Annotated in this window: 24 protein-coding genes, 1 tRNA gene, 1 pseudogene and 1 riboswitch; of the genes and pseudogenes, 14 read left to right on the forward strand and 12 right to left on the reverse strand. The window is 72.1% G+C overall.

The features are described 5' to 3' along the window. Positions 1 to 223 precede the first annotated feature (223 nt). A complete protein-coding gene (locus DQ392_RS25405; RefSeq protein ID WP_114018613.1) occupies positions 224 to 997 on the forward strand; it encodes a YidC/Oxa1 family membrane protein insertase in 774 nt (257 codons plus the stop codon). Between the two features lie 66 nt (positions 998 to 1,063). Next, entirely contained in the window at positions 1,064 to 1,933 is an 870-nt protein-coding gene (locus DQ392_RS25410; RefSeq protein WP_114018053.1) for a fumarylacetoacetate hydrolase family protein, read from the forward strand. Positions 1,934 to 1,997: 64 nt separating this feature from the next. On the opposite strand, the gene DQ392_RS25415 is transcribed toward DQ392_RS25410, so the two are convergent. Then, positions 1,998 to 3,071 (reverse strand): Gfo/Idh/MocA family protein, encoded by a 1,074-nt coding sequence (locus tag DQ392_RS25415; protein ID WP_114018054.1) that lies wholly within the window; start codon positions 3,069 to 3,071, stop codon positions 1,998 to 2,000. Positions 3,072 to 3,174: 103 nt separating this feature from the next. Between DQ392_RS25415 and DQ392_RS25420 the strand changes: the two genes are divergently transcribed. The 8 genes from DQ392_RS25420 to DQ392_RS25455 all read left to right on the forward strand — a co-directional run bounded on the left by DQ392_RS25420 (position 3,175) and on the right by DQ392_RS25455 (position 11,116). Beyond that, on the forward strand, positions 3,175 to 3,957 hold the full coding sequence (locus tag DQ392_RS25420) for a GntR family transcriptional regulator (protein WP_114018055.1): 783 nt from the start codon (positions 3,175 to 3,177) through the stop codon (positions 3,955 to 3,957). Between the two features lie 201 nt (positions 3,958 to 4,158). Beyond that, complete coding sequence (locus DQ392_RS25425; protein ID WP_114018056.1) at positions 4,159 to 5,301, forward strand: TIGR03364 family FAD-dependent oxidoreductase; 1,143 nt, start codon at positions 4,159 to 4,161, stop codon at positions 5,299 to 5,301. A 5-nt stretch (positions 5,302 to 5,306) separates the two neighbouring features. Further along, entirely contained in the window at positions 5,307 to 6,050 is a 744-nt protein-coding gene (locus DQ392_RS25430; protein WP_281273037.1) for a phosphonatase-like hydrolase, read from the forward strand. After that, entirely contained in the window at positions 6,043 to 7,113 is a 1,071-nt protein-coding gene (locus tag DQ392_RS25435) for an ABC transporter ATP-binding protein (RefSeq protein ID WP_114018057.1), read from the forward strand. Before DQ392_RS25430 ends, DQ392_RS25435 begins: the two co-directional genes overlap by 8 nt. Next, positions 7,106 to 8,014 carry a 2-aminoethylphosphonate ABC transporter permease subunit gene (locus tag DQ392_RS25440; protein WP_114018058.1) on the forward strand — a complete coding sequence of 303 codons (909 nt, stop codon included), beginning with the start codon at positions 7,106 to 7,108 and terminating at the stop codon, positions 8,012 to 8,014. Before DQ392_RS25435 ends, DQ392_RS25440 begins: the two co-directional genes overlap by 8 nt. Beyond that, entirely contained in the window at positions 7,995 to 8,792 is a 798-nt protein-coding gene (locus DQ392_RS25445; RefSeq protein ID WP_114018059.1) for an ABC transporter permease subunit, read from the forward strand. The genes DQ392_RS25440 and DQ392_RS25445 overlap by 20 nt, the downstream gene beginning before the upstream one ends. Before the next feature lie 98 nt (positions 8,793 to 8,890). Beyond that, positions 8,891 to 9,967 carry a 2-aminoethylphosphonate ABC transporter substrate-binding protein gene (locus tag DQ392_RS25450; protein WP_114018060.1) on the forward strand — a complete coding sequence of 359 codons (1,077 nt, stop codon included), beginning with the start codon at positions 8,891 to 8,893 and terminating at the stop codon, positions 9,965 to 9,967. 369 nt (positions 9,968 to 10,336) lie between these two features. Next, complete coding sequence (locus DQ392_RS25455) at positions 10,337 to 11,116, forward strand: HAD-IIA family hydrolase (protein WP_114018061.1); 780 nt, start codon at positions 10,337 to 10,339, stop codon at positions 11,114 to 11,116. Positions 11,117 to 11,160: 44 nt separating this feature from the next. Here the strand turns inward: DQ392_RS25455 and DQ392_RS25460 are convergent, their stop codons facing one another. Then, complete coding sequence (locus tag DQ392_RS25460) at positions 11,161 to 11,934, reverse strand: CbtA family protein (protein ID WP_114018062.1); 774 nt, start codon at positions 11,932 to 11,934, stop codon at positions 11,161 to 11,163. A 22-nt stretch (positions 11,935 to 11,956) separates the two neighbouring features. Further along, complete coding sequence (locus DQ392_RS25465) at positions 11,957 to 12,184, reverse strand: CbtB-domain containing protein (RefSeq protein WP_114018063.1); 228 nt, start codon at positions 12,182 to 12,184, stop codon at positions 11,957 to 11,959. A 33-nt stretch (positions 12,185 to 12,217) separates the two neighbouring features. Then, positions 12,218 to 12,342, reverse strand: a riboswitch (cobalamin riboswitch). Between the two features lie 183 nt (positions 12,343 to 12,525). Here DQ392_RS25465 and DQ392_RS25470 point away from each other — a divergent pair. Continuing rightward, a complete protein-coding gene (locus DQ392_RS25470; RefSeq protein ID WP_114018064.1) occupies positions 12,526 to 13,614 on the forward strand; it encodes a glycoside hydrolase family 6 protein in 1,089 nt (362 codons plus the stop codon). Between the two features lie 49 nt (positions 13,615 to 13,663). Here the strand turns inward: DQ392_RS25470 and glxA are convergent, their stop codons facing one another. The 4 genes and pseudogenes from glxA to DQ392_RS25490 all read right to left on the reverse strand — a co-directional run bounded on the left by glxA (position 13,664) and on the right by DQ392_RS25490 (position 20,488). After that, positions 13,664 to 15,688 carry a radical copper oxidase GlxA gene (gene glxA, locus DQ392_RS25475; protein WP_114018065.1) on the reverse strand — a complete coding sequence of 675 codons (2,025 nt, stop codon included), beginning with the start codon at positions 15,686 to 15,688 and terminating at the stop codon, positions 13,664 to 13,666. A 662-nt stretch (positions 15,689 to 16,350) separates the two neighbouring features. Beyond that, a pseudogene (locus DQ392_RS25480) lies at positions 16,351 to 18,276 on the reverse strand (glycosyltransferase family 2 protein); the annotation flags it as partial. A gap of 253 nt (positions 18,277 to 18,529) precedes the next feature. Beyond that, entirely contained in the window at positions 18,530 to 19,249 is a 720-nt protein-coding gene (locus tag DQ392_RS25485; RefSeq protein ID WP_114018615.1) for a FadR/GntR family transcriptional regulator, read from the reverse strand. A 117-nt stretch (positions 19,250 to 19,366) separates the two neighbouring features. Next, positions 19,367 to 20,488 (reverse strand): winged helix DNA-binding domain-containing protein, encoded by a 1,122-nt coding sequence (locus tag DQ392_RS25490; protein WP_114018066.1) that lies wholly within the window; start codon positions 20,486 to 20,488, stop codon positions 19,367 to 19,369. A gap of 157 nt (positions 20,489 to 20,645) precedes the next feature. On the opposite strand from DQ392_RS25490, the gene DQ392_RS25495 reads away from it, so the two are divergent. Together DQ392_RS25495 and DQ392_RS25500 are read left to right on the forward strand one after the other, a co-directional pair. After that, the gene (locus tag DQ392_RS25495; protein ID WP_114018067.1) at positions 20,646 to 21,656 is read left to right on the forward strand and encodes an ABC-2 transporter permease; all 1,011 of its coding nucleotides are present in this window, start codon (positions 20,646 to 20,648) and stop codon (positions 21,654 to 21,656) included. A 155-nt stretch (positions 21,657 to 21,811) separates the two neighbouring features. Further along, a tRNA-Lys gene (locus DQ392_RS25500) sits at positions 21,812 to 21,885 on the forward strand. Between the two features lie 135 nt (positions 21,886 to 22,020). On the opposite strand, the gene DQ392_RS25505 is transcribed toward DQ392_RS25500, so the two are convergent. The 5 genes from DQ392_RS25505 to ehuB all read right to left on the reverse strand — a co-directional run bounded on the left by DQ392_RS25505 (position 22,021) and on the right by ehuB (position 26,161). Continuing rightward, positions 22,021 to 22,812, reverse strand: a complete 792-nt coding sequence (locus DQ392_RS25505) for an IclR family transcriptional regulator (RefSeq protein ID WP_114018616.1) — start codon at positions 22,810 to 22,812, stop codon at positions 22,021 to 22,023. Positions 22,813 to 23,033: 221 nt separating this feature from the next. Further along, positions 23,034 to 23,858 (reverse strand): ectoine/hydroxyectoine ABC transporter ATP-binding protein EhuA, encoded by an 825-nt coding sequence (ehuA, locus tag DQ392_RS25510; protein WP_114018068.1) that lies wholly within the window; start codon positions 23,856 to 23,858, stop codon positions 23,034 to 23,036. Then, positions 23,848 to 24,498, reverse strand: coding sequence for an ectoine/hydroxyectoine ABC transporter permease subunit EhuD (ehuD, locus tag DQ392_RS25515; RefSeq protein ID WP_114018069.1), 651 nt, complete (start codon positions 24,496 to 24,498; stop codon positions 23,848 to 23,850). The genes ehuA and ehuD overlap by 11 nt, the downstream gene beginning before the upstream one ends. After that, a complete protein-coding gene (gene ehuC / locus DQ392_RS25520; RefSeq protein WP_114018070.1) occupies positions 24,498 to 25,238 on the reverse strand; it encodes an ectoine/hydroxyectoine ABC transporter permease subunit EhuC in 741 nt (246 codons plus the stop codon). Before ehuC ends, ehuD begins: the two co-directional genes overlap by 1 nt. Next, positions 25,235 to 26,161: an ectoine/hydroxyectoine ABC transporter substrate-binding protein EhuB gene (gene ehuB / locus DQ392_RS25525; protein WP_181856585.1), complete on the reverse strand. Its 927-nt coding sequence runs from the start codon at positions 26,159 to 26,161 to the stop codon at positions 25,235 to 25,237. Before ehuB ends, ehuC begins: the two co-directional genes overlap by 4 nt. Positions 26,162 to 26,294: 133 nt before the next feature. On the opposite strand from ehuB, the gene DQ392_RS25530 reads away from it, so the two are divergent. Then, positions 26,295 to 26,816, forward strand: a complete 522-nt coding sequence (locus tag DQ392_RS25530) for a DUF3830 family protein (RefSeq protein WP_114018071.1) — start codon at positions 26,295 to 26,297, stop codon at positions 26,814 to 26,816. Positions 26,817 to 26,900 lie beyond the last annotated feature (84 nt).

A 26,900-nucleotide genomic window follows, 5' to 3' on the forward strand; every position in this document is an offset into this window, starting at 1 on the left:
GCACTGGTCACACTGGCGCCGACGACGCCAGCACCAAGCCCGCATCAGCCACTACAAACGACGCGGACACAGCCCCTGACCTGGCCACCAGTCACCGCAAGCACCGTTGCAGTACTAGGGCAAGCCCCCGCCGCCCGGCACCCGTGCGGCTCGTCACGCCGATCCCGTCTCCGGCTCCCTGCGAGCCATCGGCACGACGAGACCCGTGGAGGGCTCCCGCCTCATGTCTTCTTTCGCCGCTGTCGTGGCGTTCCTGTCCGACGCACTCGAACCCGTTTTCTCTACCTCGGCCACCGCCGCCGCCATCGTCGTGTGCACGCTCTGCGTGCGGCTCGCTCTCCATCCGCTGGCCCGCGCGGCGGTGCGGGGCGAGCGGGGACGGGCCGCGCCGGCCCCGCGCGTGGCCGAGCTACAGCGCAAGCACCGCCGCGACCCGGACCTGTTGCGGCGCGAGATGAGCGCTCTCCACGCGCGCGAGGGCGTCTCGCCGGTGGCCGGATGCCTGCCGACGCTGCTGCAACTGCCGGTGTTCTTCGTGATGTACCACGTCTCCACCACCGACGACGCACTGCTGGAACACACCCTGCTCGGGGCTCCGCTGGGCGGCCGGTGGGCGGACGCGCTCGGGCACGGCGGGCCTCTGGGCGCGCAAGGGCTGGTCTACGCGGGCCTGTTCGCGCTGACGCTCGCGGTGGCGTCCTGGACGTACGCGCGAACGCGGCGAGCGGCGGTCCGGACCGCCGGCACGCAAGGAGCGACCGGCGGGGCGGGCGTGGACCGGACGGTTCCGCGGCCGGCGGCGCTGACGCGGCTGTTGCCGCTGCTCTCGTTCGCCACCGTGGTCACGGTCGCGGTGGTGCCGCTGGCCGCCGCGCTGTACGTGGTGACGTCGATGACCTGGACCGCTGTCGAGCGGGCCGCGCTGCGGGCCGGGAGCGTTCCCGGGCGCGAGGTGCCGGAGCGGAAGCGGAGGCCGAGGCTACGGTCCAGTACGTGAACGCGGTCTTGTGGATCTGAACGGGCTCTTGGAGGATCAGCTGATTCGCCTGGGAGGGAGAGCGACGTGAAACTGCTGCGCGTCGGATCGGCGGGGACTGAGCGCCCCGCGCTGCTGGACGAGGACGACACCCTGCGCGACCTGTCGGGGATCGTCCCCGACATCGACGCGGGGCTGCTCGCGGACGAGGCCGCGTTCGGTCGGATCCGCGAGGCCGCTGCCGCAGGACGGCTGCCCGGCCTGGCCGCGGGCACCGAGGCCGGGGCCGCGCGGGTCGGGCCGCCGCTGTCGGGGATCGGCAAGGTGGTGTGCATCGGGCTGAACTTCCACGACCACGCGCGGGAGACGGGCGCCGCGATCCCCGAGGAGCCGATCGTCTTCATGAAGGCGCCCGACACCGTGGTCGGGCCCGACGACACGGTGCTGATCCCGCGCGGAAGCGAGAAGACCGACTGGGAGGTCGAGCTGGCCGTCGTCATCGGCAGACCCGCGCGCTACCTGGCCTCGCACGAGGAGGCGCTGGCCTGCGTCGCCGGATACGCGATCGCCAACGACGTGTCCGAGCGCGCCTTCCAGATCGAGCGCGGCGGCCAGTGGGACAAGGGCAAGAACTGCGAGACGTTCAACCCGCTGGGCCCCTGGCTGGTGACCGCGGACGAGGTCCCGGACCCGCAGACGCTGACGATGCGGCTGTGGGTCAACGGCGCGCTACGCCAGGACGGCACGTCCGCCGACCAGATCTTCCCCGTCGCCGAAGTGGTGCGCTATCTCTCCCACTTCATGACGCTGTATCCGGGCGACGTCATCTCGACCGGCACCCCCGCGGGCGTCGCCATGGGCCAGCCGGAGCCCAAGCCGTATCTGCGTGAGGGCGACGTCGTCGAGCTGGAGATCGCGGGTCTGGGCCGGCAGCGCCAGGTGATGAAGTCCGCGTGAGCGGGCGCGGGCGAGCCCCGCGTGAGCGAGCGGGTCCCAAGGGACCCGCGGCGGGCCCCGGCCCTCACAGGGTGCGGGCGCGGGTGAAGGAGCGCGCCGTCTCCAGTACCTGGAGGGCGGCGGCCGCCTCGTGCGCCGTCACGGGAGGGGGCGTGCCCTCGCGCAGCGCGGTGGCGATCGCGTCGTAGAAGGCGGGATAGTCGCCGTCCAGGGTGGGGACCTCGCGGGTGTCCTCCAGCGCGCCCAGCGTGCCCCACGCCTCCTCGGGCTCCACGCCCCAGGGGGCGCCCTCGGCGGGGCGTGCGCCCTCGCGCAGCGCGTTCTCCTGCGGGTCGAGGCCGTACTTGACGTAGCCGGCCCTGCTGCCCAGCACCCGGAAGCGGGGGCCGAGCCGGGAGGCGGTGGCGCTCATCCACAGGTGGGAGTGGACGCCGCTCTCGTGGGTGAGGGCGATGAAGGTGTCGTCGTCCGCCTCGGCGCCCGGGCGGCGTACGTCGGCCTCCGCGTACACGGACGCGGCGGGTCCGAAGAGGGTCAGCGCCTGGTCGACGAGGTGGCTGCCCAGGTCGTAGAGGAGGCCGCCCACCTCCTGCGGGTCGCCCGACTCGCGCCAGCCGCCCTTGGGCCGGGGCCGCCAGCGTTCGAACCGGGACTCGAAGCGGTGGACCTCGCCCAGCGCGTCCTCGGCGAGGAGGGAGCGCAGGGTGAGGAAGTCGTTGTCCCAGCGCCGGTTCTGGAACGGGGCCAGCAGCAGCCCCTTCGCCTCGGCCTTGGCCGCGAGTTCGCGGGCCTCGGCGGCGGTGGGGGCCAGCGGCTTGTCCACGACGACGGGCAGCCCCGCGTCCAGGGCGCGGTGGGCGAGCCGCACGTGGGTGCGGTTCGGCGTGGCGACGACCACGAGGTCGAGCCTGTCCGGGTCCGCGAACAGGTCGTCGGCCGAGGGCAGCGTCCGCACCTCGCCGCCCGGGGCGCCCGCTTCCCGCGCCCGCTCGCGCCGCTCGGGTTCTGAGGTGACGACGGTGTCGAGCGCGAGCCCCGGCGTCGTGGCGATCAGCGGGGCGTGGAAGACCGAGCCGGCCAGGCCGAACCCGAGCAGGCCGACGCGGAGCGGCGAGGGGGAGGTGTCCATGCGGTTCATGCCCCCACCCTTGCAAAGCGGGTGCGGGCGGGCACGCACCGCCCGCCCCGAGGCCCGAGTACGTCCCGTCCGCCGTGAGTGCGCGCCCTGCGAGGATGCCGAGGTGGCTACCTCGCGCGAAAGCTCCGCACCCTACGAGATCCCCGCAGACGGGGCCGCGCCCGTGCGGGCCGGCATCCCCGAGCACGGGCGGGTCCCCAAGTACTACTGGCTCAAGGCGCGGTTGGTTCCGCTGCTGGAGGAGTTGGGCGAGGGCGGCGTGCTGCCCACGGAGCGCGAACTGGCCCTGCGGCACGAGGTCTCCCGTGAGACGGTCCGCCAGGCGCTGCGCGAACTGCTGCTGGAGGGGCGGTTGCGGCGGGCAGGGCGCGGCACGGTCGTCGCCGGGCCGAAGCTGGCGCAGCCGCTCGCGCTGGCCAGTTACACCGAAGGTGTCCGCCGTCAGGGCCGGGTGCCGGGGCGCACGTTGATCGGTCTGACCCGGCATCGCTGCCCGGCCGCGCTCGCCGCCGATCTCCGGATCGCCGAGGGGGAATGGGTCTGGCATCTGGAGCGGCTGCTGTTCGCGGACGACGAGCGGGTCGGCCTGGAGTCCACGTACGTCGCGGTCGAGCGGGTGCCGGAGCTGGAGCGGGACTTCGAGGCCGACTCGTCCTTCTACGCGTACCTGCGGGAGGGGCTGGGGATCCGCTTCGGCGCGGCGGAGGAGCGGCTGGAGACGGTGCTGGCGACCCCGCGGGAGGCGCTGCTGGTCGGAACGCCGCCCGGGCTGCCGATGCTGTTGATCCACCGGCGCTCCCGGGACGACGAGGGGGCGCCGCTGGAGCGCGTCCGGCTGCTCTACCGCGGCGACCGCTTCAGCTTCACCGTGCGGCTGGAGGGGTGAGGTGCGCGGCGCGGCCGGAGGTGACGTGCACGGTGCGGCCGGAGGGGTGAGCGCCGCACCGCGGTCTGCGGCGGGCCCGCCCGCACCGCGCGGAGCCGCCCGAGGGCTGATCACGAAAGCGTAACGGGTCCGGACCAGAATTGCCGGGCCGTTCACCCGGCCGTCGCCGACGGGCCATCGGGGCCCGGAAGGGTCGCGGACATGCGAGTCATAGTTGTCGGAGCCGGTGTGCTGGGGACCCTGCACGCCTGGCAGGCGGTTCAGCGCGGTCACGAGGTCGTGCACATCGAGCGGGAGGAGGCCGCCCGCGGCGCCTCCGTGCGGAACTTCGGCCTGGTGTGGGTCGGCGGGAGAGCGGAAGGACCCGAGCTGGAGGCGGCGCTGCGCGCCCGGGAGCTGTGGGAGCGGATCGGTCAGGAGGTCCCCGCGCTCGGCTTCCGCGCCTGCGGTTCCCTGACGGCCGTCACCACCGAGGCCGAACTGGCCGTCGCCCGCGCCGCCGCCGAGCGCCCCGACGCCGCCCGGCGCGGCTGCACGCTGCTGACGCCCGAGGAGGTCAGGGCCCTCAACCCGGCGCTGCGCGGCAGCGCGCTGCTGGGCGGGCTGTGGTGCGAGAGGGACGCGGCGCTCGAACCGCGCCCCGCACAGCGCGCCCTTGGGGAGGCGCTGCGCGAGCGGGCGGCGGGCCGCTACACGTTCCTGGGCGGGCGCGAGGTCCGCGACCTGCCGTCCGGCGCCGCGGCGGCGGTGCGGGACGACCGCGGTGAACTGCACGAGGGAGACGCCGTCGTCCTGTGCACGGGCGCCTGGCTAGGCGGGCTGGTCGGCGCGTTGCTGCCCGAGCCGCCGGTGCGCCGGGTGCGGTTGCAGATGATGCAGACCGAACCGCTGGGGGAGAAGCTGACCACGGCGGTCGCGGACGCCGACAGCTTCCGCTACTACCCGGCCTACGGCGGCGCCGCGCTCGACGCGCTGGCGGCGGCCCAGCCGCAGCCGCCCGTCGCCGCGGCGCACGCGATGCAGCTGCTGATGGTGCAGCGCGCGGACGGCTCGCTGACCATCGGCGACACCCACGAGTACGAGACGCCGTTCGGCTTCGACGTGGACGAGCGGCCCTACCGGCACCTGACCGCCGTCGCCGAGCGGCTGCTGGGGCGGGCGCTGCCACCGGTGCGCAGGCGCTGGGCCGGGGTGTACGCGCAGTGCACCGAGCCGGGGCGTGTGGTGCTGCGGCAGCCCGTGCCCGAGCGGACCTCGGCGTGGCTGGTGACCGGGCCCGGCGGGCGCGGGATGACCTGCTCGCCGGCGATCGCCGAACGTACCGCGGACGAGCTGGGCTGGTGAGGGCGTTGACGACAGCGGCACCGAAGGACCGTGCGCCGGACGTGGCGGGCACCACGCTGGTCGTGCTGGACATGGCGGGCACCACCGTGGCGGACGACGGCCTGGTCGAGCAGGCGTTCGGCGCGGCGGCGACGCGCCTGGGAACCGGACCCGGCACCCCGGGGTTCGCGGCGATGCTCGACCACGTACGCGCCACCATGGGCGAGTCGAAGATCTCCGTCTTCCGGCACCTGGCCGGCGGCGACGAGGAGCGGGCGCGGCAGGCCAACACCGCGTTCGAGGACGCCTACGGCAGGCTGGTGGCCGACGGGCACTGCGCCCCCGTGCCCGGGGCCCGCGCGGCCATCGAACAGCTGCGCGCCGCCGGGCGCACCGTCGTTCTGACGACCGGCTTCGCGCGGGCCACCCAGGACGCCATCTCGGCCGCGCTGGGCTGGAGCGACCTGGTCGCGGCCACCCTGTGCCCCGCCGACACCGGCCCGCTGGGACGTGGAAGGCCCCACCCCGACCTGGTGCTCGCCGCGCTGCTGCACACCGGCGCGGCCGACGACGTGCGCCGCGTCGCCGTCGTCGGTGACACGGCGTACGACATGCGCTCCGGCGTACGCGCGGGCGCGGGCGTGGTGGCCGGCGTGCTCACCGGGGCGCACGGCGCGGAGGCGCTGCGCGAGGCCGGGGCGACGCACGTGCTGGACTCCGTCGCCCGCCTGCCCGAGCTGCTGTCCTCCCTGGAGCGCGCGGATGTCTGAGCACGCCGGCACACCCGAGGCCGGCGGTATCCGCTTCGACCAGGTGACCGTCGCCTACGACGGCACGGCCGTCCTGGAGGACTTCGACCTGCGTGTCGAGGCGGGCGAGGTCATGGCCCTCCTCGGGCCCTCGGGGTCGGGCAAGACGACCGCCCTGCGCGCCGTCGCGGGATTCGTCCGCCCCGCGCGCGGACGCGTATGGATCGGTGACCGCGACGTGACCGACCTGCCGCCCCACGCCCGGGACGTCGGCATGGTCGTCCAGCAGTACGCGCTCTTCCCGCACCTGCGCGTCGCCGACAACGTCGCCTTCGGGCTCAAGGCCAGGAGGACACCGCGCGGGCAGGTGGCGGAACGCGTCGCCGAAGTGCTGGAGATGGTCGGTATGGGCGGCTACGCCCGCCGCTACCCCCGGGAACTGTCCGGCGGGCAGCAGCAGCGCGTCGCCATCGCCCGCGCACTGGCCGTACGGCCCGGGGTGCTGCTGCTCGACGAACCGCTCTCCGCACTGGACGCGCGGCTGCGGTCCGGCATGCTCGCCGAACTGGATCGGCTCCACCGCGAACTGCCCGGCGTCTCCGTCCTGTACGTCACCCACGACCAGGTGGAGGCGCTGACGCTGGCCGACCGGGTCGCCGTCATGGACCGGGCGCGGCTGCGGGAGGTCGGCACCCCGCGGGCGCTCTACCGGGCGCCGCGGGGGAGTTTCACGGCGTCGTTCGTCGGCTCGGCCAACCTGCTGCCGGTCACCCGGGCGGGCGAGGGGAGGGTCAGGTTCGGCGACACGGAGCTGCGGGTCGCCACCCCGGGGCCGGGTACCGGCGGTGCGGCCGCCACCTTGTGTGTACGCCCGCACCGGATCTCCCTCGGGGACGGCGGGACCAATGTGCTGCGGGGCGTGGCGAGAGCCGTCCAGTGGCGCGGCGCCACCTACCGCGTGGCCGTCGAGGTCGCCGGGCACGAGGTCGTCGCCGACGTCCCCGAGTCGGCCTCGACGCCCGCCGTCGGCGACCGTGCCGCCGTGTCCTTCGCGGCGGAGGACGGAGTGCTGATCGATGACTGAGACCGACGCCGTCCGCGGTGCTGCCGGGCCGCGCGTGCGCGAGCGGCCGGAGCAACGGCGGCGCGGCGCCCCCGCACCCGGCGGGCACGCCTGGCTGTGGGCCCTGCCGCCGCTGGCCGTGCTGGCCGTCTCCTTCCTCCACCCGCTCGCGCTGGTGGTGCGGGAGAGCTTCTCCGGCGGGACGGCGGCCTACCGGCAGGTGTTCGGCTCCGAGGCGTTCACCGACGCGTTGGTCACGACGGTCGCCCTCGCCGTCGGAGCCACCCTGGGGTGCGTCGTGCTCGGGTTCGCCCTCGCGCTGGTCGTCGCCTTCGTGCCGTTCCCCGGCAGCAGGTCGGTGGCGCGGTTCATCGACGTGTTCCTCTCCTTCCCCTCGTTCCTGATCACGCTCGCGCTGCTCTTCCTGTACGGCACGGTGGGGATGGCGAACGGCCTGTGGACGGGGGCGACGGGGGCCCAGGAGGGGCCGTTCCGCTTCCTGACGACCCCGTGGGGCGTGCTGCTGGCGGAGGTCACGTACTTCACCCCGTTCGTGATGCGCCCCTTGCTGGCCGCGTTCGCGCAGCTGGAGACCGCCCAGCTGGAGGTGGCCTCGTCCCTGGGGGCGCGTCCCGCGCGGATCGTCCGGCAGGTGATCCTGCCGGAGGCGTATCCCGCGCTGATGGCGGGCGGCGCCCTCGTGCTGGTGCTGTGCCTGAACGAGTTCGCCATCGTGCTGTTCACGGGGGCCAAGGACGTGGTGACGCTGCCGATGCTGGTCTACAGCAAGGCGATCCTGGAGTCCGACTACGTCTCGGCGTGCGTGGTCGCCACGGTCGACGTCGTCCTCTCCGTGGGCCTCTACGGCCTCTACCGCTCCCTCACCGGAAGGAGCAGCCGCCGTGCTCGTGCACACGCGTAAGGGGCGCTGGGCGGTGTGGGCCGTCTTCGCGGTGGTCTTCGTCCCGCTGTTCGCACTGCCGCTGCTGGTGATCGCCACGGCGTCGCTGTCCACGAACTGGAGCGGTGCGCTGCCCTCAGGACCCACGGGCGCGCACTACGCGTCGGCCACCCGAGGCGAGTCGCTCGCGGCGCTGAGCGTCTCCTTGCAGACGGCGCTGCTCGCGAGCGTGCTGGCGCTGGCCGTGGGGACGTGGGCCGCACTGTCCGCGGCGTCCCTGGGACGGCGTGGCCGCCGTGTGCTGGACGCGCTGTTCATGCTGCCGGTCGCGGTGCCCTCCGTGGTGGTCGGACTGGCCGTCCTGGTGGCGTACAGCCGCCCGCCCGTGCTGCTCAACGGCACCCGCTGGATCGTGATGCTGGCGCACACGGTGCTGGTGACCGCGTTCGCCTACCAGTCGGTTTCGGCGGCGCTGACCAGGCTCGACCCCGCCTACGCGCAGGCGGCCGCCTCGCTGGGAGCCCGCCCTTGGTACGTGCTGTGGCGGGTGAGGCTGCCGCTGCTGCTGCCGTCGCTGACGGCGGCGGCCGGGCTGTGCTTCGCCCTGTCGATGGGGGAGCTGAGCGCCACGATGATGCTCTACCCGCCGGACTGGATGCCGCTGCCCGTGCAGATCTTCGCCGCCACCGACCGGGGTTCGCCGTTCACCGGATCCGCGCTCGCGGTGGTGCTGATGGCGGCCACCTCGCTGGTGCTTTTCGCCGTCTCCCGTATCCGCACGAAGGCCACCTACCGCTGAGGCCCTCGTGCGGGACGACCCCGATGACCCCGTGGGTCTCGTCACCCTCCCACGTCTCCTCCCGCTGTCTCTCCGCTCCGCGAAAGGTGCGCATGCCCATGTCCCCGCACATCCGCTTTCCCCGGTACGCCCCGGCGCTACTCGTACTTCCGCTGACCGCGCTGACGCTCTCCGGCTGCGGTGGTACGGGTTCGGCCGCCGCGGGCGACGACAAGGTGGTCACCGTCTACAGCGCCGACGGCCTCAAGGGCGAGAGGGGCGACGGCTGGTACGACGAGCAGTTCGAGGCGTTCGAGCGCAAGACCGGTATCAAGGTCAGGTACGTCGAGGGCGGCTCCGGCGAGATGGTGCAGCGCACCGACCGGGAGAAGAACAACACCCAGGCGGACGTCCTGGTCACCCTCCCTCCGTTCATCCAGCAGGCCGACAGCAAGGGCCTGCTGAGCGGGTACGAGCCCGAGGGCGCCGCTCACATCCCGCGGGGGGAGCGGCCGGCCGACGCCCACTTCACGCCGCTGGTCAACAACTACTTCGGGTTTGTCCACAACGCCGAGAAGCTGCCGAAGCCGCCCGAGACCTGGGACGAGCTGCTCTCTGAGAAGTACGAGGGCAAGGTGCAGTACTCGACACCGGGCGTGGCCGGTGACGGAACGGCGCTGCTCGTCAAGGCGATCCACGACTTCGGCGGCAGGAAGCGGGCGATGGACTACCTGGGCGCGCTCCAGAAGAACAACGTCGGCCCCTCCTCCTCGACCAGCAAACTCGCCCCGAAAGTGGACAAGGGGGAACTGCTGGTCGCCAACGGCGACGTGCAGATGAACTACGCGCAGGCTGAGACCATGCCCAACCTCGGCATCTGGTTCCCCGCCGCGAAGAAGGGCGCGAAGCCCACCACGTTCGCGTTGCCCTACACGGCGGGTCTCGTCAAGGGCGGCCCGCACACGGAGAACGGCAGGAAGCTGCTGGACTTCCTCCTCGGCGAGAAGCCCCAGCGCGAGGTCTCCTCCGTCGGCGGCGGCTTCACCGTGCGCGACGACATCGAGGCGCGGGACGACCAGGCCGAGGAGCTGGCAGCGCTGATGAAGGGGGTCGAGGTCTTCCGCCCTGACTGGGAGGAGGTGGCAGGCGACCTCGACTCCTACCTCTCCGCCTGGAAGCGGGCCACCGGCAGCTGACGGCGAGCCGCGTCGCCGCAGCGTCCCTGGCCACGGACGGAAGGGCACAGCGGATGGCACGGTGGAAGGAAACGGCGGAAGGGAACGGCGGAAGGGAACGGTCACCATCGCACGGGATGGCGACGGGTCCGCGCAGGGGCCGGACACGGTCCCCCGGGGGGCCTGCCGTGCGGGGCGGTGCCTCCCGGGCCCGCACCGGCGCTTGCGCTGTGCCGGCGGGAAGACCGGTTCCGTGCGGCCGGCCCCGTCCGTCTCGGCTGACCTGCACCGGCCGCTGCGGTTACGCTGAGCGCGGCGGCCGGTTCCCGTACACCGTGGTACGTCCCTCACCGCCGCCCTGACCACCACGACCCCGGCAGGAGCCCACCCGTGGCAGAGCGCAAGCCCATCGAGTCCTGGCTCACCGACATGGACGGTGTGCTGATGCACGAGGGGATCCCGGTCCCCGGCGCCGACTCCTTCATCAAGCGGCTCAAGGAGTCGGGGCGTCCGTTCCTGGTGCTGACCAACAACTCGATGTACACCCCGAGGGACCTGCACGCGCGGCTGGCCCGCATCGGGCTCGACGTACCGACGGAGAACATCTGGACCTCGGCACTGGCCACCGCGCAGTTCCTCGACGACCAGCGGCCCGGCGGCACCGCCTACGTGATAGGGGAGGCCGGGCTGACGACCGCGCTGCACGACATCGGGTACGTGCTCTCCGACGCCGACCCCGACTACGTGGTCCTCGGGGAGACCCGCACCTACAGCTTCGAGGCCCTGACCCGCGCCATCCGGCTGATCAACGACGGGGCGCGGTTCATCGCCACCAACCCCGACGAGACCGGCCCCTCGGCGGAGGGCGCGCTGCCCGCCACCGGGTCCGTGGCCGCGCTCATCACCAAGGCGACAGGGGCGCACCCCTACTTCGTCGGCAAGCCCAACCCGCTGATGATGCGGGCCGGGCTCAACGCGATCGGCGCCCACTCCGAGACCAGCGCCATGATCGGCGACCGCATGGACACCGACGTGCGCGCCGGCATGGAGGCAGGTCTGGAGACCTTCCTCGTGCTGACGGGGCTGACCAGGCCCGACGAGATCGAGCGGTACCCGTTCCGGGCCTCCAGCGTCGTCGACTCGATCGCGGACCTGGTCGAGCGGGTCTGAGAACCGGCGGGGCACCGCGGGGCGAGCGGTGCCCCGCCGGTCCGTCACACGCCGCCCGGGCGCCGCCGGGGCAGCGGGGTCGCGAACAGGGCGCCGAGAACACCCCACAGCACGAGGTGCGCGCCCAGCGACAGCACACGGAAGTCCCACAGCAAGGTGGCCGGCACCGGCACGGCGTCGGGGTTGTCCGGCAGCAGGAAGAGCGCGGCCAAGGTGGCGACCACCGCGGCCGCCGCCGCCGACTGGCGGACGGGCAGCCCACGCGCCGAGCGGCCGAGCCGCAGGTGCACCTGGTGGGCGAGCACCATGCCGAGCACGCCGATGACGAGCGCGGCCAGCCACAGCGCCTGCCGTTCGGTGACGGTGCCGCTGTCGCCCACCCCCGGCGGGTTGGCCGGATAGCGGAGCGCGGGCAGCAGGGACAGGGCGAGCAACCCGGCCCCGGCCACCCCCATGGAGCGCTGCCAGCCGCGGCCGTCACCCGGGGGCGCGCCCCGGTGGACGAGGGCGTAGGCGACCGTGAAGAACACACCGATCGCGAGCCCGGCCACCACGGCGGTGACCACGAGCCCCAGGTGCTGGGTGCCCCGGCTGAAGATCTCCTCCGCCTCGGCGGCGTGGGAGTGGGCGTGGCCCGCGTGCCCGGCGGCCTCGGTGGCCGAACGCCGCTCCTCCAGCCGGATCGCGCGGTCCATCAGCGGTTCGGCCAGCAGGAGGGAGAACAGCCCCGAGGCGAGCCCGGCGAGCCCGCCGGCCGCGAGGCCGCGTCCGAGCAGGGGCAGCAGGGGATAGGGAGTCGTCTGAGCGGAGACGGACATGAGAAGCGGTGCCCCCGTTTCGTCAGTGGCAGGGAGCGCCGAACAGATGGCGGCCGTCGTGGGAGAACTCGTGCAGGTACGAGCCGGTGGCCGAGACGAGGTTGCCGTTGTCGACGAAGACGGCGTAGAGCGCGATCAGCGCGACGATCGCGGCGGCGGCCACGATGAGCCAGTCCCGGGTCCTGACCGCCGCCGGGTGTGCGGCGGCGGCCTCGGGCGCGGGGGCCGTGCCGACGGTGTGCGGGGACATCCGCATGCCTCCTTCTGGGGTTTCCACGCCCCATCGGTGGTCAGGCGACAGGTCAGTTCCTGACTCCCGTACGTGCGCGCGTCGCCGCGTACGGACACAGTGGCGGGACCGTCCCGGAGTCGCACCGGGTTCCTGCGCACTGTCGCCTCGGTAGTTTGCCGCTCAGGAGGCTCCCAGCCCGCATGTGTACTGTCAATAAGGGCTCCGTCACACCCCGTGGCAAACCCGTCGCCAACCAGCGCTTCTTCCCCGGCAGTTGAGTTGTCCACAGGCCCGGCCGCGGGCGGCGGGCCCTGTGGCACCATGAGGCGAAGAGCCGGGGGGACCGAGGGGGAGAGTGGATGTACGCCAGTCACGGCCGCAGGCCGCCGCGTGCGACGCGCGCCCGGCGCGGTGTCAGCACCCGGCGCCGTGCGCGGGCGCTGGCCGCGGCGCTCGCGGGCGCCGCGCTGCTGCTGGCGGGCTGCTCCTCCTCCGGTGACGGGAGCGGCGGCTCCGGCTCCTCCAAGCCCTCGCCCACCGTCGGGCAGCGCCCCAGGTCCGAGGCGCCGTACTGGGTGGACCCGGAGGGGAACGCCGCGCGCCAGGCCGCCGCCTACGAGCGGGACGGCAAGTCGGCCGAGGCCGCCCGGATGAAGAAGATCGCCGCGCAGCCGGTGGCGGAGTGGATCGGCACCGAGGAGCCGCGCCGCCAGACCGAACGGGTCACCAAGGCCGCCGCCGAGGCGGACCGCGGCGCGCTGCTCGTCCTCTACAACGTGCCCCACCGCGACTGCGGGCAGTACAGCAAGGGGGGCGCGAAGGACGCCGCGGCCTACCGGCAGTGGCTGGACGCCGTCGTCGCAGGCATCGGTGACAGAGCGGCCACGGTGATCGTCGAACCGGACGCCCTCGCCCACGTGGTGGCCGAGGGCTGCACCCCGCCCGAGTTCCACGACGAGCGCTACCGCCTGCTGGCCGAGGCCGTCACCAAGCTCAAGCGCCTCCCCGGCACCACCGTCTACCTCGACGCGGGCAACCCCGACTGGATACGCGACGCCGGCGCCCTCGTCGAGCCGCTGAACCGGGCGGGCATCGCCGAGGCCGACGGCTTCTCGCTGAACGTGTCCAACTACCAGACGACGGCCTCGAACATCGCCTACGGCAGACAGCTGTCGCCCAAGATCGGCAACAAGCCCTTCGTCATCGACACCAGCCGCAACGGCAACGGGCCGCTGGAGGGCGCGCACGCCGACGAGGAGGCGTGGTGCAACCCGCCGGGACGCGCCCTGGGCGAGGCGCCGACCGTCAAGACGGGCCACGAGCGGGTGGACGCCTACCTGTGGATCAAGCGCCCGGGCGAGTCCGACGGCGAGTGCAAGGGCGGCCCCGCGGCCGGCCGGTGGTGGCCTGCCTACGCCCTCCAGCTGGCCCGCAACGCCGAGGACTGACCGCCGCCGGGCCGCAACGCCGAGGAAGGACTTGCGGGGCCCGCGCGGGCTACTCCGGGTCCTGGCTTGTGACCGTGGCGTGCGCGGCGGCCGGGTCGACCTCCACCTTGATCCAGCGCGCCTCGGAGGGGATCCCGTCGTCGTCCACGGCGAAGACCATCCACCATCCCGGAGTGACCAGGGAGGGGTCGTCGGGGATGGTCGTCGTCACCTTGCCGTCCCCCGACCTGGTCATCTTCAGCGCGACCGACGACTGCTCCACGTTCGTCACGTGCGTGAACGACCCGGGCCGCACGAGGCGGAGCTTTTTGAGCGAGCCGGCGTCCTTGCTCCGGAAGGAGACGCGGTCGCCGGCCGCCACCGTCCTGCGGCTCTCGCCGGCGTCCCTGAGGTCGGGCTGCTTCTTGCCCTTGTTCAGGTAGGGGGGCGTGTAGATCTCGATGCGCTGGTCGAACTCTCCCGGCTTGGTGTTGGCCTTGTCGGCGTAGAGCGAGTCGGAGCCGAAGGTCATCACGCGGCCGTCCGGCAGCAGCAGGCCCCCCGAGTGGTAGTTGCGGCCGACGAGGGGCGCGGCGGCCTCCTCGTACGCGTTGGCCTTCGGGTCGTAGATCGCGGACTTGAGCACGTTGCTGTCGCTCTTGCCGCGGTACTGGCCCGAGCCGTTGGTGGTCAGCACCGTGTCGTCGGGCAGGATGACGCTGCTGGGGTAGCGGACCTTGTCGTAGAGGTCGGGGCCGTCCCGGAAGCGGGGCTTCTCCTCCTTGAGGTCGACGACGCGGGTCTTGGACGTCGAGGTGGGGGACTCGCCGACACCGCCACCGCCCTGCACCATGAACTTCCGCGACTGGGTGGGCGGCAGCGGCACGGACATGGCCGTCTCCAGCACGTCGGGGTCGCTCATGCCGGGGATCTCGGTGAACTCGTTGGTCTCGATGTTCCAGATGCCGGGCTTGCGGCCCTTGTCCGCGGGCCCGTAGCCAGCCGTCGTGCCGCTGTAGAAGAGGCGGTTCTCGCCGATCAGGTGCAGCCCGGGGTAGGTGGGGAAGAAACGGGTGTCGGGCAGGTAGTGCCACTTCTTCGTCTTCGGGTTGAAGACCTCGTTCTTGCCGGGGACGACCTGCCCGATGTCGTCGAGCCCGGAGACGGTCAGCACCCGGCCGTCCTGGAGCGTGACCTGTGTGGGGTACCAGCGGGCCTCGTGCATCGGGTCGACGGTCAGGTATCGCTCCGCCACCGGGTCGAACTCGTAGGCGTCCTTGATGCCCTGGAAGTCCTTCTTGTCGAAGGACATCTTCTGCGCGATGCCGTACACGTTCTGCTTCCAGGAGCCCGTCAGGCCGCTGACCGTGTACTTGTCCTGCGTGCCCGTCTGGTACTCGCGGCCCTCCTTCTCGGCCTCGGCGTAGACGCGCGTGACGCTGGCCTCGGTGCCGACCTCGCCGGTGTCCGGGTCCTTCACCTTCTTGGCGGGCGGCAGGTTGACGGCCTTCTGAGAGACGAAGGTCTTGCCGTGCCCGCGGCCGGTGAAGCGGGTGCCCTTCTCGATCATCTTGGCGCGGTCGGGGTTCTCGTTGTAGAGGAGCATCAGCCCGCCGGCCTTCTTCACATCGCCCTTGAGCGTCTCGTACCGCTGGGTGCCGCCCGCGACCAGCAGTTTGCCGTCCGGAAGCTGGTTGTGCCCGGAGCAGAACAGGTCGTTGGGGGTGGGGATGTTCTTGAAGGTGTTTTTGGCCGGGTCCCACAGCACGGTGCGGAAGCTCTTGGCGTCGAAGTTCTTCGCGTCGTTGCCCGAGCCCGCCACCAGCAGCACCTTGCCGGTGTTCAGCAGCGCGGCGTGGATGGTGTTGACGCGGTACTTCTCGGGAACGTCGACGATCTGCCAGTGGCCCTTGTCCGCCTTGTACTCGGGCCGGTTGATCTCGTAGTCGTGGTACTTCGCCGACGCGAAGCCGTACAGCGCGGGGCCGTTGAATCCGGCGATGGCGACGACGACCGCGGTACCGATCGCGATGCGCTTGACGCGGCGGTTCTTGGAACGGCGTCTGGCCTGGCGGCGGGTCGAGCGGGATGTCATGGTTCGGGTCCCCTAAGGGCGATCGGCGCGTGCTGTTCGGACGGGGGCGGCGGGCCCGCTCACGTGTGCGGTGCGCCGTGGGGCGGTTCGCCCCACGGCGGGGGCGCGGGCGACGGCGCCGCCGCCGGGGCGGGCCCGCTCCGCTCGCCCGCCTCGGTGCTCGGCGAGGGCCCGCCGTCCCAAGCGCCGCCCGGCCCGGCGTAGCCCCCGCCCCCAGCCCGGTGACCGCCCACCCCGGGGTGCCCCTGGGCCGCGGCCCGGGGGCCGTTCGGTCCCGGGTCGCCCTGGGGGGAAACCCGGGGGGCGTTCTGGCCCGGTGGGCGTCCGTGGGGGGAAGCCGTGCCGGCGTCCGCCGGGGGAGGGCCGGCCGGCCCGGCAGGAATCCCGTGCGGGCCCGGCTGTTCCGGCGCGGGGGCCCACGCGCCGGCTCGCGGAGCGTGGGCGGGCGCGGCGCCGCCGGCGTCGGGAGCCGTCGGCTGCCGACGCCTGCGGCCCGTTCCCGCGGCCCATGGCGCGCCGTCGCCACGCGCGGCCTCGGAGTCGGACGAGGAGCCGGCGGGCTCCGGAAGGCCACGGCGCCCCGTGCCGGGACGCCGCTCGCCGTGCCGGGCGAGCGGCGCGTGCGCGGCGCCGGTGGGCACGGGAACGGCGGACGGCGGCGCGGGCTCCTGGGGCGTGGCGGCGGCAGGGGTGCGGGGCGGCGCCCCGGCGTACCCGGCGGCGTCGTCCTGCCGGCCGCCCGCAGGGCGGCTCCGCGCCCTCCGGCGCGCTCTGCGCCGCTTCTCGGCGCGGACGGTGACGCGCCAGCCGATGATCGGGGCCGCCGTGATGAGCAGCGCGAGCCCGGCCCAGGTGAGCATCGCCGGGTGGTCGTGGCCCAGGAAGAGGGAGCCGGCGAGGGAGCCGCCGAAGACGGCGATGAAGAAGAGGTGGACGCGGAACGTGCCGAAGAGGGTGTCGGGGCTGGCCGAGTTGCCCTTGGGGGTGACCACGAACTTGCTCTTGCGGCGGAGTACCGCGTCGAAGAGGGAGCGTGCGTAGATCGGCGCCGAGAGCGCGGACATCAGCATGCCGGCGAGTCCGCCGGACCCCTCGGGTTCGTGAGGTGAGACGTTGTGCCGCCGGTTCCAGATGTAGAGGCCGATCTGGAGTGCGGTCGCGTTGCCGTACAGCGCCATCCACACCGTCGGGTCGATCTGCACGCCGGAGGCGCCCATACCGAGGAAGAGGGCGCAGGAGAGAGCGGCGAGGATCCAGTTGAGTGCCGAGATCGGGTAGAAGATCATCAGCATCGTGTAGTTGAACAGCTTGCCCAGCGGCATGGAGCCGAAGCCGCGCCAGTACTGGCCCAGGATCGTCTCGTAGGTGCCACGGGACCAGCGCAGTTGCTGGGTGAAGAAGTCCGTCCAGGCGCCTGGGCCCTCCCCGACGGCCAGGACGTCGGGGGTGTAGACGGAGCGCCACTTGTTGCCGGTGGCCGGGTTGCGGTGGCGGTGCATCTCGAAGCCGGTGGCCATGTCCTCGGTGATGGAGTCGTAGAGGCCGCCGATGGACTTGAGCGCCGAGACGCGTACCGCGTTGCTGGTGCCGACGAACATGGGCGCGTCGTAGGCGTTGCCGGCGCGCTGGATGAGGGCGTGGAAGAGGAACTGCTGGGACTCGGCCGCCTTGGTGACGAAGTTGTCGTAGTTGCCGTAGACCTGGGGGCCGATGACGAAGCCGACGTCGGGGTCGCGGAAGTAGCCGAGCATCCGCTCCAGGTAGTTGGCCAGCGGCACGTGGTCGGTGTCGACGCCGGCGAAGTAGTCGTAGGAGTCGCCGTGGGCGTCGAGCCACGCGTTGTAGTTGCCGTGCTTGGTCCTGGAGCGGAAGGCGCCCTTCTTGGTGTTCCACTGCGCGACGCCCTTGCGGGAGAAGTGGTGCACTCCCAGGCGGCGGCAGACCTCCTTGACCTCGGGGTCGTCGCCCTCGTCGAGCAGCCAGACGTGCACGGTGCCGCGGTGCCGTACCCGTACGGCCGCCTCCAGGGTCTTGGTGACCATCCCGATCGGCTCCTTGCCGGGCACGAACGAGGTGAGGAAGGCGACGCGGGTGCCGGCCTCGGGCACCACCGGTATCGGGTCGCGGGCCACCAGGGTGGCGTGCGCGTTGGATATGACGTTCAGCGTGCGGAACAGCTCGATCAGGCCGATGGAGACGAGCATGACGATGTCGAGCTTGAGCACCAGGTCGGAGACCTCACCGGCGTCGCGCTCCGTCCAGTGCGCGGGCTGCATCAGCCACACCAGCAGTCCGGCGGACAGCAGCGGGGCCAGGCACAGCAGGAAGCCGGCGCGCAGCCGGTGCGGTTCGTCCGCGAGCAGGCTGCGGTAGGCCACGCGGTAGGGAGTGCCGGGCTCGGGGCGGGTGAGCGGGCCCGCGAGCCGGCTGTAGTGCTCGTAGTCGTAGCGGGGCGCGGCGCGTTCCCAGGGGTGCGGTGAGGGGGTTCTGGGCGGTCTGGGTATGCGCAGCTTCGCCGTGCGGGTCGGGTCCTGGTTCTCCCGCGGGTTCGACTCCGGCTGCCGGGCACCCATCGGCGGCGTCGTCATTGAGACCTTCCCCCCGCACGCAGCGCGCTGCGTGCCTCGTGCTGGCCCGTGTCCTGCCCCCCTCGGCCCGGGCGCGGCAGAATTCGGCCGCCGTGCGCGGGAGACGGGTGCGGGCCGGTTCGCGGTTCCCCTGCGGTCGTTCGCTCGTCTGTGCCAGCCGTATCCGTGCGCCCCCGAGCACGGCAGGACTGATCGGTAACCGCACGTCAGGTTGTCGGACTCGTCACATGAACGCAAGACCGGTAGGGGCGGTTTAGCGCTGTTGTGGCGTTATGGCGGCGACAGATGTGACGGATGAGTCATCGAAGCGTGGCCGCCGCGTGGTGGGCTCCGGCGGGGACGAGCGGAGCCGTTCACGGATGTTGCCGAAGTGGTCGCGCACGGCCTCTTCCGCGCGCCGCATGTCACCGGAGCGGACCGCCGCCAGGATCTCCGCGTGCTGCCGCCAGGTCTCCACCGGATCGGCGCGCGGCTCGGCCAGATCCGTGCGCACGCGGTGGAACGCGTCCCAGAACGCGTCCAGCACCTCGCTCAGCAACGCGTTGCCGAGCCCCGCGTAGAGCGCCGAGTGGAAGGCACGGTCCGTCTCGGCGCGCACCGCGCCGGCGTGCGCCTCCTCGCGCATCCGTGTCACGAGCGCCTCCAACGCGGCCCACCGCTCCTCGCCCGCGCCGGACGCGCCCCCGTACTCGGCGACCAGCCGGGCCATCAGCCCCGTCTCCACCGCCTCGCGCAGCTCCAGCAGTTGCAGCAGGCTGCTCTCGCCGCGGTGGTGACCCGCGACGGTACGGAAGGAGAGCTGCTCGGTCATCGGCGCCAGGGACATCGCGCCGACGTACGTGCCGAAACCGTGCCGGATCTCCACGATGCCCATCGCTTGCAGCGCCTTGAGCGCCTCACGCACGGAGTTGCGGCTCACATCGAGCCGCTCCATCAGCTCGGACTCCGTCGGCATCGCCGCGCCCGGCGGCATCCGCTCCTCGAGGATCAGCCTCTTGATCCGCTCCTGGATCCGGCCGGGCCTTCCCCCGCCGCGCACCTTCCGGCCTCCTGCACCCGCCTCCCGAAAGCCTACGCGGGCCGCGTCAGCCTACGCGGGGTGCGGCAGCCGGGGCGCGGCGAAGGTCACCTGGCGCGGCACCGCCCGCCCGTCCGTCGCGAACTCCAGCAGCCGCTCGCCCTCCTCGGCCAGTGCCTGCCGCACCTCGTTAGCCGGCTGCGCGAACGGCGTCAGGGTCAGGGACGCCGACCCGCGCCCCGTCTCCGCCTTCCACGTGCCGCCCACCCGGCCGTCCACCAGGAAGGTTCCGGGCACCTGCCCGTTGCGGGTGGCCAGCGCGCGGCGCACCGGCTCGTCCATCAGGCGGGAGCGGTCGGCGTGCGAGAGGACGAGATTGTCGTACTCGGCCAGGAAGCGCACGGGCACGGGCAGTTCGGGGTGCGGGCGCGGCGCCTCGGGCAGGTCGAACAGCTCGCGCCCCTCCTCGTCGGCGAAGACGCGCAACTGCGGACGCAGCCGCTCCAGCACCTCGCCCAGCCGGGTGAGCCCCGACCAGGTCTGGGCGTCCCGCACCGAGGCGGGTCCGAAGGCGCCCAGGTAGCGCAGCACCATGGTCTCCACACACGGTTCGGCCGGCACGGGGCGGCCCAGCCAGGTCTCCACCGTCTCCAGCAGCGGCTGTCCCGAGCGCCCCCACAGCCCGCGCGGTGGCACCTGCACGAGCGGCAGCAGGCAGCGGGCCGCCATCGACAGCGCCCGCGCCTCCACGTCGGGCCACCGCTCCCGGAGGCGTTCACCCAGTGCGCTGCCCGTCATCGGGCCCTCGGCGAGCAGGTCCCGGGCGGCCTGTGCGACCTGCCAGGTGTCCGTCTCGCCGAGCGCCCCGGCGTAGTTGGCGCGCAGGGCCCGTTCCGTCACGACCCGGGTCAGGGCCCGCAGCTGGAGGGCGTCGCGGTCGCTGACGAGGTGGATGGTGCCGCGCATCACGGTCGTCCTGACCGCCTCGCGGTCCGTCAGCAGCCGGGACAGCTCGCCGGGGTCGAACCCGGCCAGCCTGCTCCACAGCGCGAAGTACGGCGGCGTCGGCGCCTGTGCCTGGAGACCCACCAGGTGTTCGAGGGTGTCCAGTACGGGCATCCGGGCGCGTTCGATCAGGAACTGGCGGGCGAGCAGGGCGCGGCTGAGCGCCGGACGCGTCAGGACTGCGGGCATGGCAGGAGTCTCACCCATGGCCGGGGACTTCGCCACGCGCCACCGCCGCACGGCGCGCCCGGGAGGCCAACAGGCGGTAATGAAGCGGGCGATGCGGTATGGATGGGAAATCACTCGCAGTGGTACCGAAAACGGAAGCCTCCAAGGAAACGGGTCCATGCACAACGCCACTTCCGGCGCCGGAGCCCGCGGCGCGTTCACTCCCGGCACGCTCGCGCTCGTCGTCGGTGTGTTCCTCGTCCAACTGGGCTTCCTGCTCTCCTACATCGGCTCCTTCCACCACCCGGATCCCCAGGGCATCCCCGTCGCCGTCGTCGCGCCGCAGCAGGCCGCCGACCGGCTCGACGGCCTGCCGGGGCACCCCCTGGAGCCCACCGTCGTCAAGGACGAGCAGGCGGCGCGGGAGCGCGTCGAGCAGCGGGACGCCGAGGGCGCCTACGTCATGGACCGGCGCGGCGGCCAGGACACCCTGCTGGTCGCCTCCGCCGCGGGCGGCCCGCAGGCCCAGGCGCTGCGACGCGTCGGGGAGAAGGTGGCCGCCGGGCAGGACCGGCGGCTCAAGGTCGTCGACATCGCACCTTCGGGTGACCGCGACTACGAGAGCCTGACCGCCTTCTACCTGATCGTCGGCTGGCTGGTGGGCGGCTACCTGCTGGCCTCGCTGCTGGGCGTGGTCGCCGGTACCCGTCCGGCCCGGCCGGGAGCGGGCGCGCTGCGGCTCGCGGGGGTGGCCGTCTACTCCGTGCTGTCCGGGCTCGGGGGTGCGATCGTCGTCGACCCGGTGCTGCACGCGCTGCCGCACCACTTCGTGGCGCTGTGGTGGCTGGGGGCGCTGCTGGTCTTCGCCACGGCGGCCTGCACGATGGCGCTGGAGGTTTTCTGCGGGATCGTCGGCATCGGCCTCGCCGTGATCATCTTCGTCGTCCTGGGCAACCCCAGCGCGGGCGGCGCCTTCCAGAAGCACCTCATCCCCTCGTTCTGGCGGGCCATCGGCGACTGGATCCCCACCGGCGCCGGCACCACGGCCGTCCGCAACATCGTCTACTTCTCCGGGAACGCGCTGGGCACCCCGCTGCTGGTGCTGGCCGTCTGGGCAGTCGCGGGCACGGTGCTGCTGCTGGTGGGTTCCGTGCGCCGGCGGGAGCCGGGGCTGACCCTGCCGCTCTGACGCCGGTCTGACGCGGCTCTGCCGCCGACCGGCCGGAGGCCCGGCTCGACGGTGCGTGACGCGGTGGTCGCGCAGCGCGGCGGCCCGCCGCCGTGGTCACGAGCACCCCCGTGAAGGGGGTAGTATTTCCGTCGTCGGCCGGGAACGGCCGACAGGCGCCGTTAGCTCAGTTGGTTAGAGCAGCTGACTCTTAATCAGCGGGTCCGGGGTTCGAGTCCCTGACGGCGTACCTCACAGACTGTGGCCCCCTTGATCACCAAGGGGGCCACAGTCCTTTGCGTGCGGTGTGGACAGTCCTGGCGCGGACGAGCTGGTCGGCGTTCCACCAGGTGAGGGCGGTTCCTCGGGCGGCAGGAGCCGGGACTCACAGCGCCAGCGACAGCATCACCGGTGCGGCCCGCTCGCTCAGCAGCTCGGCCGCCCTGCGTAGTCGGTGCGCTTCGGTGACGGGCAGTGACAGCGCCAGACAGCTCACCGCGGAGCCCGCCGTCACGGGCACCGCCGCGCAGACGGTGCCCACCGCGTACTCCTGGAGATCGAGGACGGGGACCGTCGGCGGCTGCCTGTCCAGGCTGTCCAGCAGCCGGCGCTTGTCGGTGATCGTCCGGGAGGTGAGCCGGGGCGTCCTGTGGCGGGCCAGGTGGTCGGCGCGCCGGTCGTGGTCGAGCTGGCTGAGCAGGCACTTGCCGAGCGCGGTCGCGTGCGCGGCGGAGCGGAAGTCCACCCACTGGTTGACCGCGGGTGTCGAGGGCCCGTCCGCGACCTGGGCGCTCTCCAGCTCGCCGTCCTGGTACCGGCCGAAGTAGACGGCCGCGCCCACCGTGTCCCGCAGCTCGTCCAGCGTGCCCTGTAGGCGCTCGCGCAGGGCCCGGGCGCGCTCCACCCCCGAGCCGAGCAGCACCAGTGCCTCTCCGACGACGTAGCTGCCGTCCTCCAGCCGGGAGAGATAGCCCTCGCGGCACAGCATCCGCAGCAGGTGTCCCAGGCGGACGTGGGGCAGCTCGGCCTCGCGCGAGATCGTCTCCTCGCACACCCCGTCCCGGTGCCGGGCGGCCGACTCCAGCACCCGCAGTGCGTACCGCACCGAGCCGAAGGGCGTGACCGGCTCCCGCTCCGGCTCCTCGGACGGGCCTGAGGACGGTTGGAGTAGCGCCACGGTGTCCCCCTGGGGTTGTGGACCGTCCGCACCGATGGCCGGTCCGTGGGGCACGGCGGTACGGCAGTACGGCTGTACGTCCAACGGTAGCGGTCAACCTCGCGGGAAGACGGGGGTGTTGCTGCTATCGGCATATGCCAGAAGGCTGGATGCGCCCCCGGACGCGCCCCCCTGTGCGCCCCTCGGCGCACAAGGAGGAAACGACACCCGACCAGTGCCGGTCACAGGACGGCGCTGAGGAACTCCCTGGTCCGCTCGTGCTCCGGGTCGCTGAAGATCTTCTCCGGCGACCCGGACTCGATGACCCGGCCCGCGTCGAACATCAGCACGTCGTCGGAGATGTCCCGCGCGAAGTTCATCTCGTGCGTGACGCAGAGCATGGTGATGTCCGTGGAGTGCGCGATGTCCCGCAGCACGTCCAGCACACCGGCCACCAGCTCCGGGTCGAGCGCCGAGGTGACCTCGTCCAGCAGGAGCACCTGCGGCCGCATCGCCAGCGCCCGCGCGATCGCCACCCGCTGCTGCTGACCGCCGGAGAGCTGGGTGGGGTACTTGTCGAGGTGCTCGGTCAGACCGACCATCTCCAGCAGCTCGCGCGCCCGCTGCTCGGCCTCGTCCTTGCCCATGCCCAGCACGTGCACCGGCGCCTCGGTGATGTTGCGGAGCACCTTCATGTTCGGGAAGAGGTTGAACTGCTGGAAGACCATGCCGATCTTCTTGCGCACCTCGCGGGAGTGCTTCTCCCCCGCGGGCACCAGCTTGCCGTTCCTCTCCTCGTGCGACAGGTACTCGCCCGCCACCTTGATGGTGCCCTCCTCGGGCTTCACCAGCGTCATCAGCAGCCGCAGGATCGTCGTCTTGCCGGAACCCGACGGGCCGATGAGCGTGACGTGCTTGCCGGACGCCACGTCGAAGCAGAGGTTGTCCAGCACCACGTTGCTGCCGTAGCGCTTGGTGACGTTGTCGAATCTGATCAGCTCGCTGCCGTCGACGGCCGGGTTCGTGGCCTCGTTCGCAGCGGCGCTCGGGGTTTTGTCAACGGACAAGACGACGCTCCAGGGCTCGCGTAAGCAGGGATGCCGGGTAGGCGATGACGATGAAGGCGATACCGATGACCGTGATCGGCTCGGTCGGCTGGAAGCTGGTCGCGGTGAACTGCCGCGCCTGGCCCAGCATCTCCAGCGCGCCGATCGCGGCGATCTGCGGCGAGTCCTTCAGCATCGCGATGACGTAGTTGCCCAGCGCGGGCACCACGCGGCGGATCGCCTGAGGCAGGATGACGGCGCTCCACGTGCGGCCGCGCGGCATGCTCAGCGCCGTGCACGCCTCCCACTGGCCCTCGGGCACACCCTCGATGCCGGCGCGGTACACCTCGGCCGTGTACGTCGAGTAGTGCAGGCCCAGGCCGATGATGCCGGTGGTCAGCGCCGAGAGGGTGACGCTCCACTCGGGCAGCACGTAGAACAGGAAGAACAGCTGCACCAGCAGCGGGGTGTTGCGGATGAACTCGGTGATGGCCGTCACCGGCCAGCGCACCGCCTTCAGCGGCGAACGCTGCGCCATGGCCCACACCAGGCCGAGCGCGAAAGCGATCAGGGAGCCGAGCACCAGCGCTTCGAGGGTGACGAGCACGCCGTCCCAGAAGCGCGGCATGAAGTCACCGACAGCGGACCAGTCCCACTGCATCAGGCCGCACCTCCCTGGCTGGAGCGGGAAATCGCCGTCGCCTGCTCGATGTCCGGCTTCCGCATGCCTTCGCTCTTCGTCGGAGCCTGGCCGATGCCCGCCTTCGCCTTCCGCTCCACCGCGCGCATCACACGCGTCAGCAGGAACGCCAGGATGAAGTACATGACCAGGATGATCGTGTAGACCGGGGCGCTCTCACCGAGCGCGTTGCGCACCAGCGAAGCCCCGAAGGTGATGTCGCCGACGCCCAGGACGGACACCAGCGCGGTGCCCTTGAGCAGCTCGATCAGCAGGTTGTTGGCGGGCGGGATCATCTCCGGCCACGCCTGCGGCAGCGAGATCTTCGTCAGCCGCTGCCAGGGCGAGAAGCTGAGCGCGATGCCCGCCTCCTGCTGGGCGGGCGCGACGGCGGCCAGCGCCCCGCGCACGATCTCCGAGCCGTACGCGCCGTAACTCAGGCCGAGCGCGAGCACCGCGGCCCACATCGGCACCAGCTGCCAGCCGAAGGCGACGGGCAGCACGAAGAACATCCAGAACATCAGGACCAGGGCCGAGGTGCCCCGGAATATCTCCATGTACAGACCGGAGACGAACCGGACGATCCACAGCCTGTTCGTCCTGGCCACACCCACCACGAAGGCGACGAAAGCGCCCAGTGCCGCGCTGAAGACGGTCAGCTGGACGGTCACCCACACGCCCTGGAGGAGCAGCTCCCACAAACCCGAGGTCAGGTCCGTCATGCGCAGCGCTCCTTCGCGGTCATCGTGGTCATCTCCTGCTTCACGAAGCCGAAAGGCTTCATGACGCGGAAGAGTTCGCCGCTCTCCTTCATCTTGTGCAGCTCACGGTTGAAGGCGTCGCGCAGCTTCGTCTCGTTCTGCCGGAAGGCGAACGCGCCGGTGCCCAGGTCCGGCTTGCCCTCCAGCTTCGGAATGAACGCCTCCGTGTACTCGGCCTTGCGGCTCTTGGTCTGCCTGACCACGTTGCGGACGGTCACCGCCGTCCCCGCGAAGACGTCGGCGCGGCCCTGCTCGACTGCCAGCAGCCCGGCCAGCTGGTCGGGCAGCAGGAGCATCTCCGACTCCTTGAGCCCCGCCTCCTCCGCGTAGGCGATCTCGGCGTAGCCGGTGCCGGTCGCCATCTTGGCGCCGGCCTTCGCGATGTCCTCGTAGCTGTTGAGGTTCTTCGGATTGCCCTTGCGCACGATGAACGCGTCCCGCATCTCGTACTCGGGATCCGCGAACAGCACCTGCTCGCACCGTGTGGGCGTGATGTACATGCCTGCCGCGACCACGTCGAACTGCTGCGAGTTGAGCCCCGGGATCAGCGAGTTGAACTCGGTCGGGAACGGCTGGACCTTCGAGACGCCCAGCCGCTCGAAGATGATCCGGGCGATCGCGGGCGAGGTCCCCGTCAGTTTGCCGTGCTTGTCGATGTAGCTGTAGGGCTGTTCACCGGCGAGGCCCAGCTTCACCGTGCCCTGGGCCTTCAGCCGTTCCAGCAGATCCCCCCCGTTCTTGGCGTCCGCGCTGGACACCCGACTGCATGCGGTTGTCGCCCCGAGCGCACTCACCGCACCCAAGGACGCCGCTCCTGCGAGCAGCGACCGACGGCTCAAACGTCTCCCGGCACGAGTGGTGTTGTTCCTCTGTGGTGGAGCCATGGGCGCGCGGCTACCCAACCGGGATGAAGATATGCGGATCATTTCCGGCCTGTGATGGGGTCGCGACATGCCCGATGTCTGGGCCACCATTGATCCGTCATTGCGCAACACGCTCACCTGGTGCGGAGGCACGATGCCTGATCGCTTCATCGAAGTGTCGTTGGACAAGCGGGGAGTCAGCTGCACGGCAAAGCTGCTCGACGACCGCGCACCGATCACCTGCGCCGCCGTATGGGACGCGCTGCCGCTCGGCGGCGACGTCTACCACGCGAAGTACGCGCGCAACGAGATCTACGCGCTCATCCCCCCGTTCGCTCCGCAGGAGCCGCCGCTGGAGAACCCCACCATCACTCCCATCCCGGGTGACCTGTGTTATTTCACCTTCTCCGACACCCAGCTGGCGACCTCGTCCTACGGCTACGAGGCCGCGGCCGAGCAGCGCGGGAACGAGGCCGCGCACGCGGGGCGCAACACCGTCATCGACCTCGCGCTGTTCTACGAGCGCAACAATCTGCTGATCAACGGTGATGCGGGGTGGGTGCCCGGCATTGTGTGGGGGCAGGTCGTGGAGGGGCTCGACGGGATGGCGGAGGCCTGTCAGGATCTTTGGCGCGCCGGAGCGCTTGGCGAAAGTCTCAACTTTCGCCGGGCCTGACCTTCTCTGGGGGCTCGCCCCCTGTCCCCCTCGTGGGGCGGGCCCCCCAGAGCCTGCCCTTTTCCAGTGGGGCCGCCCACCCCT

The sequence above is a fragment of the Streptomyces reniochalinae genome (assembly GCF_003323735.1).
Lineage (GTDB): Bacteria > Actinomycetota > Actinomycetes > Streptomycetales > Streptomycetaceae > Streptomyces > Streptomyces reniochalinae.

Bases quoted from the DNA above. Each gene is read 5' to 3' on its own strand.
- DQ392_RS25405 (WP_114018613.1), top strand. From the start codon at position 224: ATGTCTTCTTTCGCCGCTGTCGTGGCGTTCCTGTCCGACGCACTCGAA.
- DQ392_RS25415 (WP_114018054.1), bottom strand. From the start codon at position 3,071: ATGAACCGCATGGACACCTCCCCCTCGCCGCTCCGCGTCGGCCTGCTC.
- DQ392_RS25425 (WP_114018056.1), top strand. From the start codon at position 4,159: ATGCGAGTCATAGTTGTCGGAGCCGGTGTGCTGGGGACCCTGCACGCC.
- DQ392_RS25435 (WP_114018057.1), top strand. From the start codon at position 6,043: ATGTCTGAGCACGCCGGCACACCCGAGGCCGGCGGTATCCGCTTCGAC.
- DQ392_RS25440 (WP_114018058.1), top strand. From the start codon at position 7,106: ATGACTGAGACCGACGCCGTCCGCGGTGCTGCCGGGCCGCGCGTGCGC.
- DQ392_RS25450 (WP_114018060.1), top strand. From the start codon at position 8,891: ATGTCCCCGCACATCCGCTTTCCCCGGTACGCCCCGGCGCTACTCGTA.
- DQ392_RS25460 (WP_114018062.1), bottom strand. From the start codon at position 11,934: ATGTCCGTCTCCGCTCAGACGACTCCCTATCCCCTGCTGCCCCTGCTC.
- DQ392_RS25465 (WP_114018063.1), bottom strand. From the start codon at position 12,184: ATGTCCCCGCACACCGTCGGCACGGCCCCCGCGCCCGAGGCCGCCGCC.
- DQ392_RS25470 (WP_114018064.1), top strand. From the start codon at position 12,526: ATGTACGCCAGTCACGGCCGCAGGCCGCCGCGTGCGACGCGCGCCCGG.
- glxA (WP_114018065.1), bottom strand. From the start codon at position 15,688: ATGACATCCCGCTCGACCCGCCGCCAGGCCAGACGCCGTTCCAAGAAC.
- DQ392_RS25485 (WP_114018615.1), bottom strand. From the start codon at position 19,249: ATGCCGCCGGGCGCGGCGATGCCGACGGAGTCCGAGCTGATGGAGCGG.
- DQ392_RS25490 (WP_114018066.1), bottom strand. From the start codon at position 20,488: ATGCCCGCAGTCCTGACGCGTCCGGCGCTCAGCCGCGCCCTGCTCGCC.
- DQ392_RS25495 (WP_114018067.1), top strand. From the start codon at position 20,646: ATGCACAACGCCACTTCCGGCGCCGGAGCCCGCGGCGCGTTCACTCCC.
- ehuD (WP_114018069.1), bottom strand. From the start codon at position 24,498: ATGCAGTGGGACTGGTCCGCTGTCGGTGACTTCATGCCGCGCTTCTGG.
- ehuC (WP_114018070.1), bottom strand. From the start codon at position 25,238: ATGACGGACCTGACCTCGGGTTTGTGGGAGCTGCTCCTCCAGGGCGTG.
- ehuB (WP_181856585.1), bottom strand. From the start codon at position 26,161: ATGGCTCCACCACAGAGGAACAACACCACTCGTGCCGGGAGACGTTTG.
- DQ392_RS25530 (WP_114018071.1), top strand. From the start codon at position 26,295: ATGCCTGATCGCTTCATCGAAGTGTCGTTGGACAAGCGGGGAGTCAGC.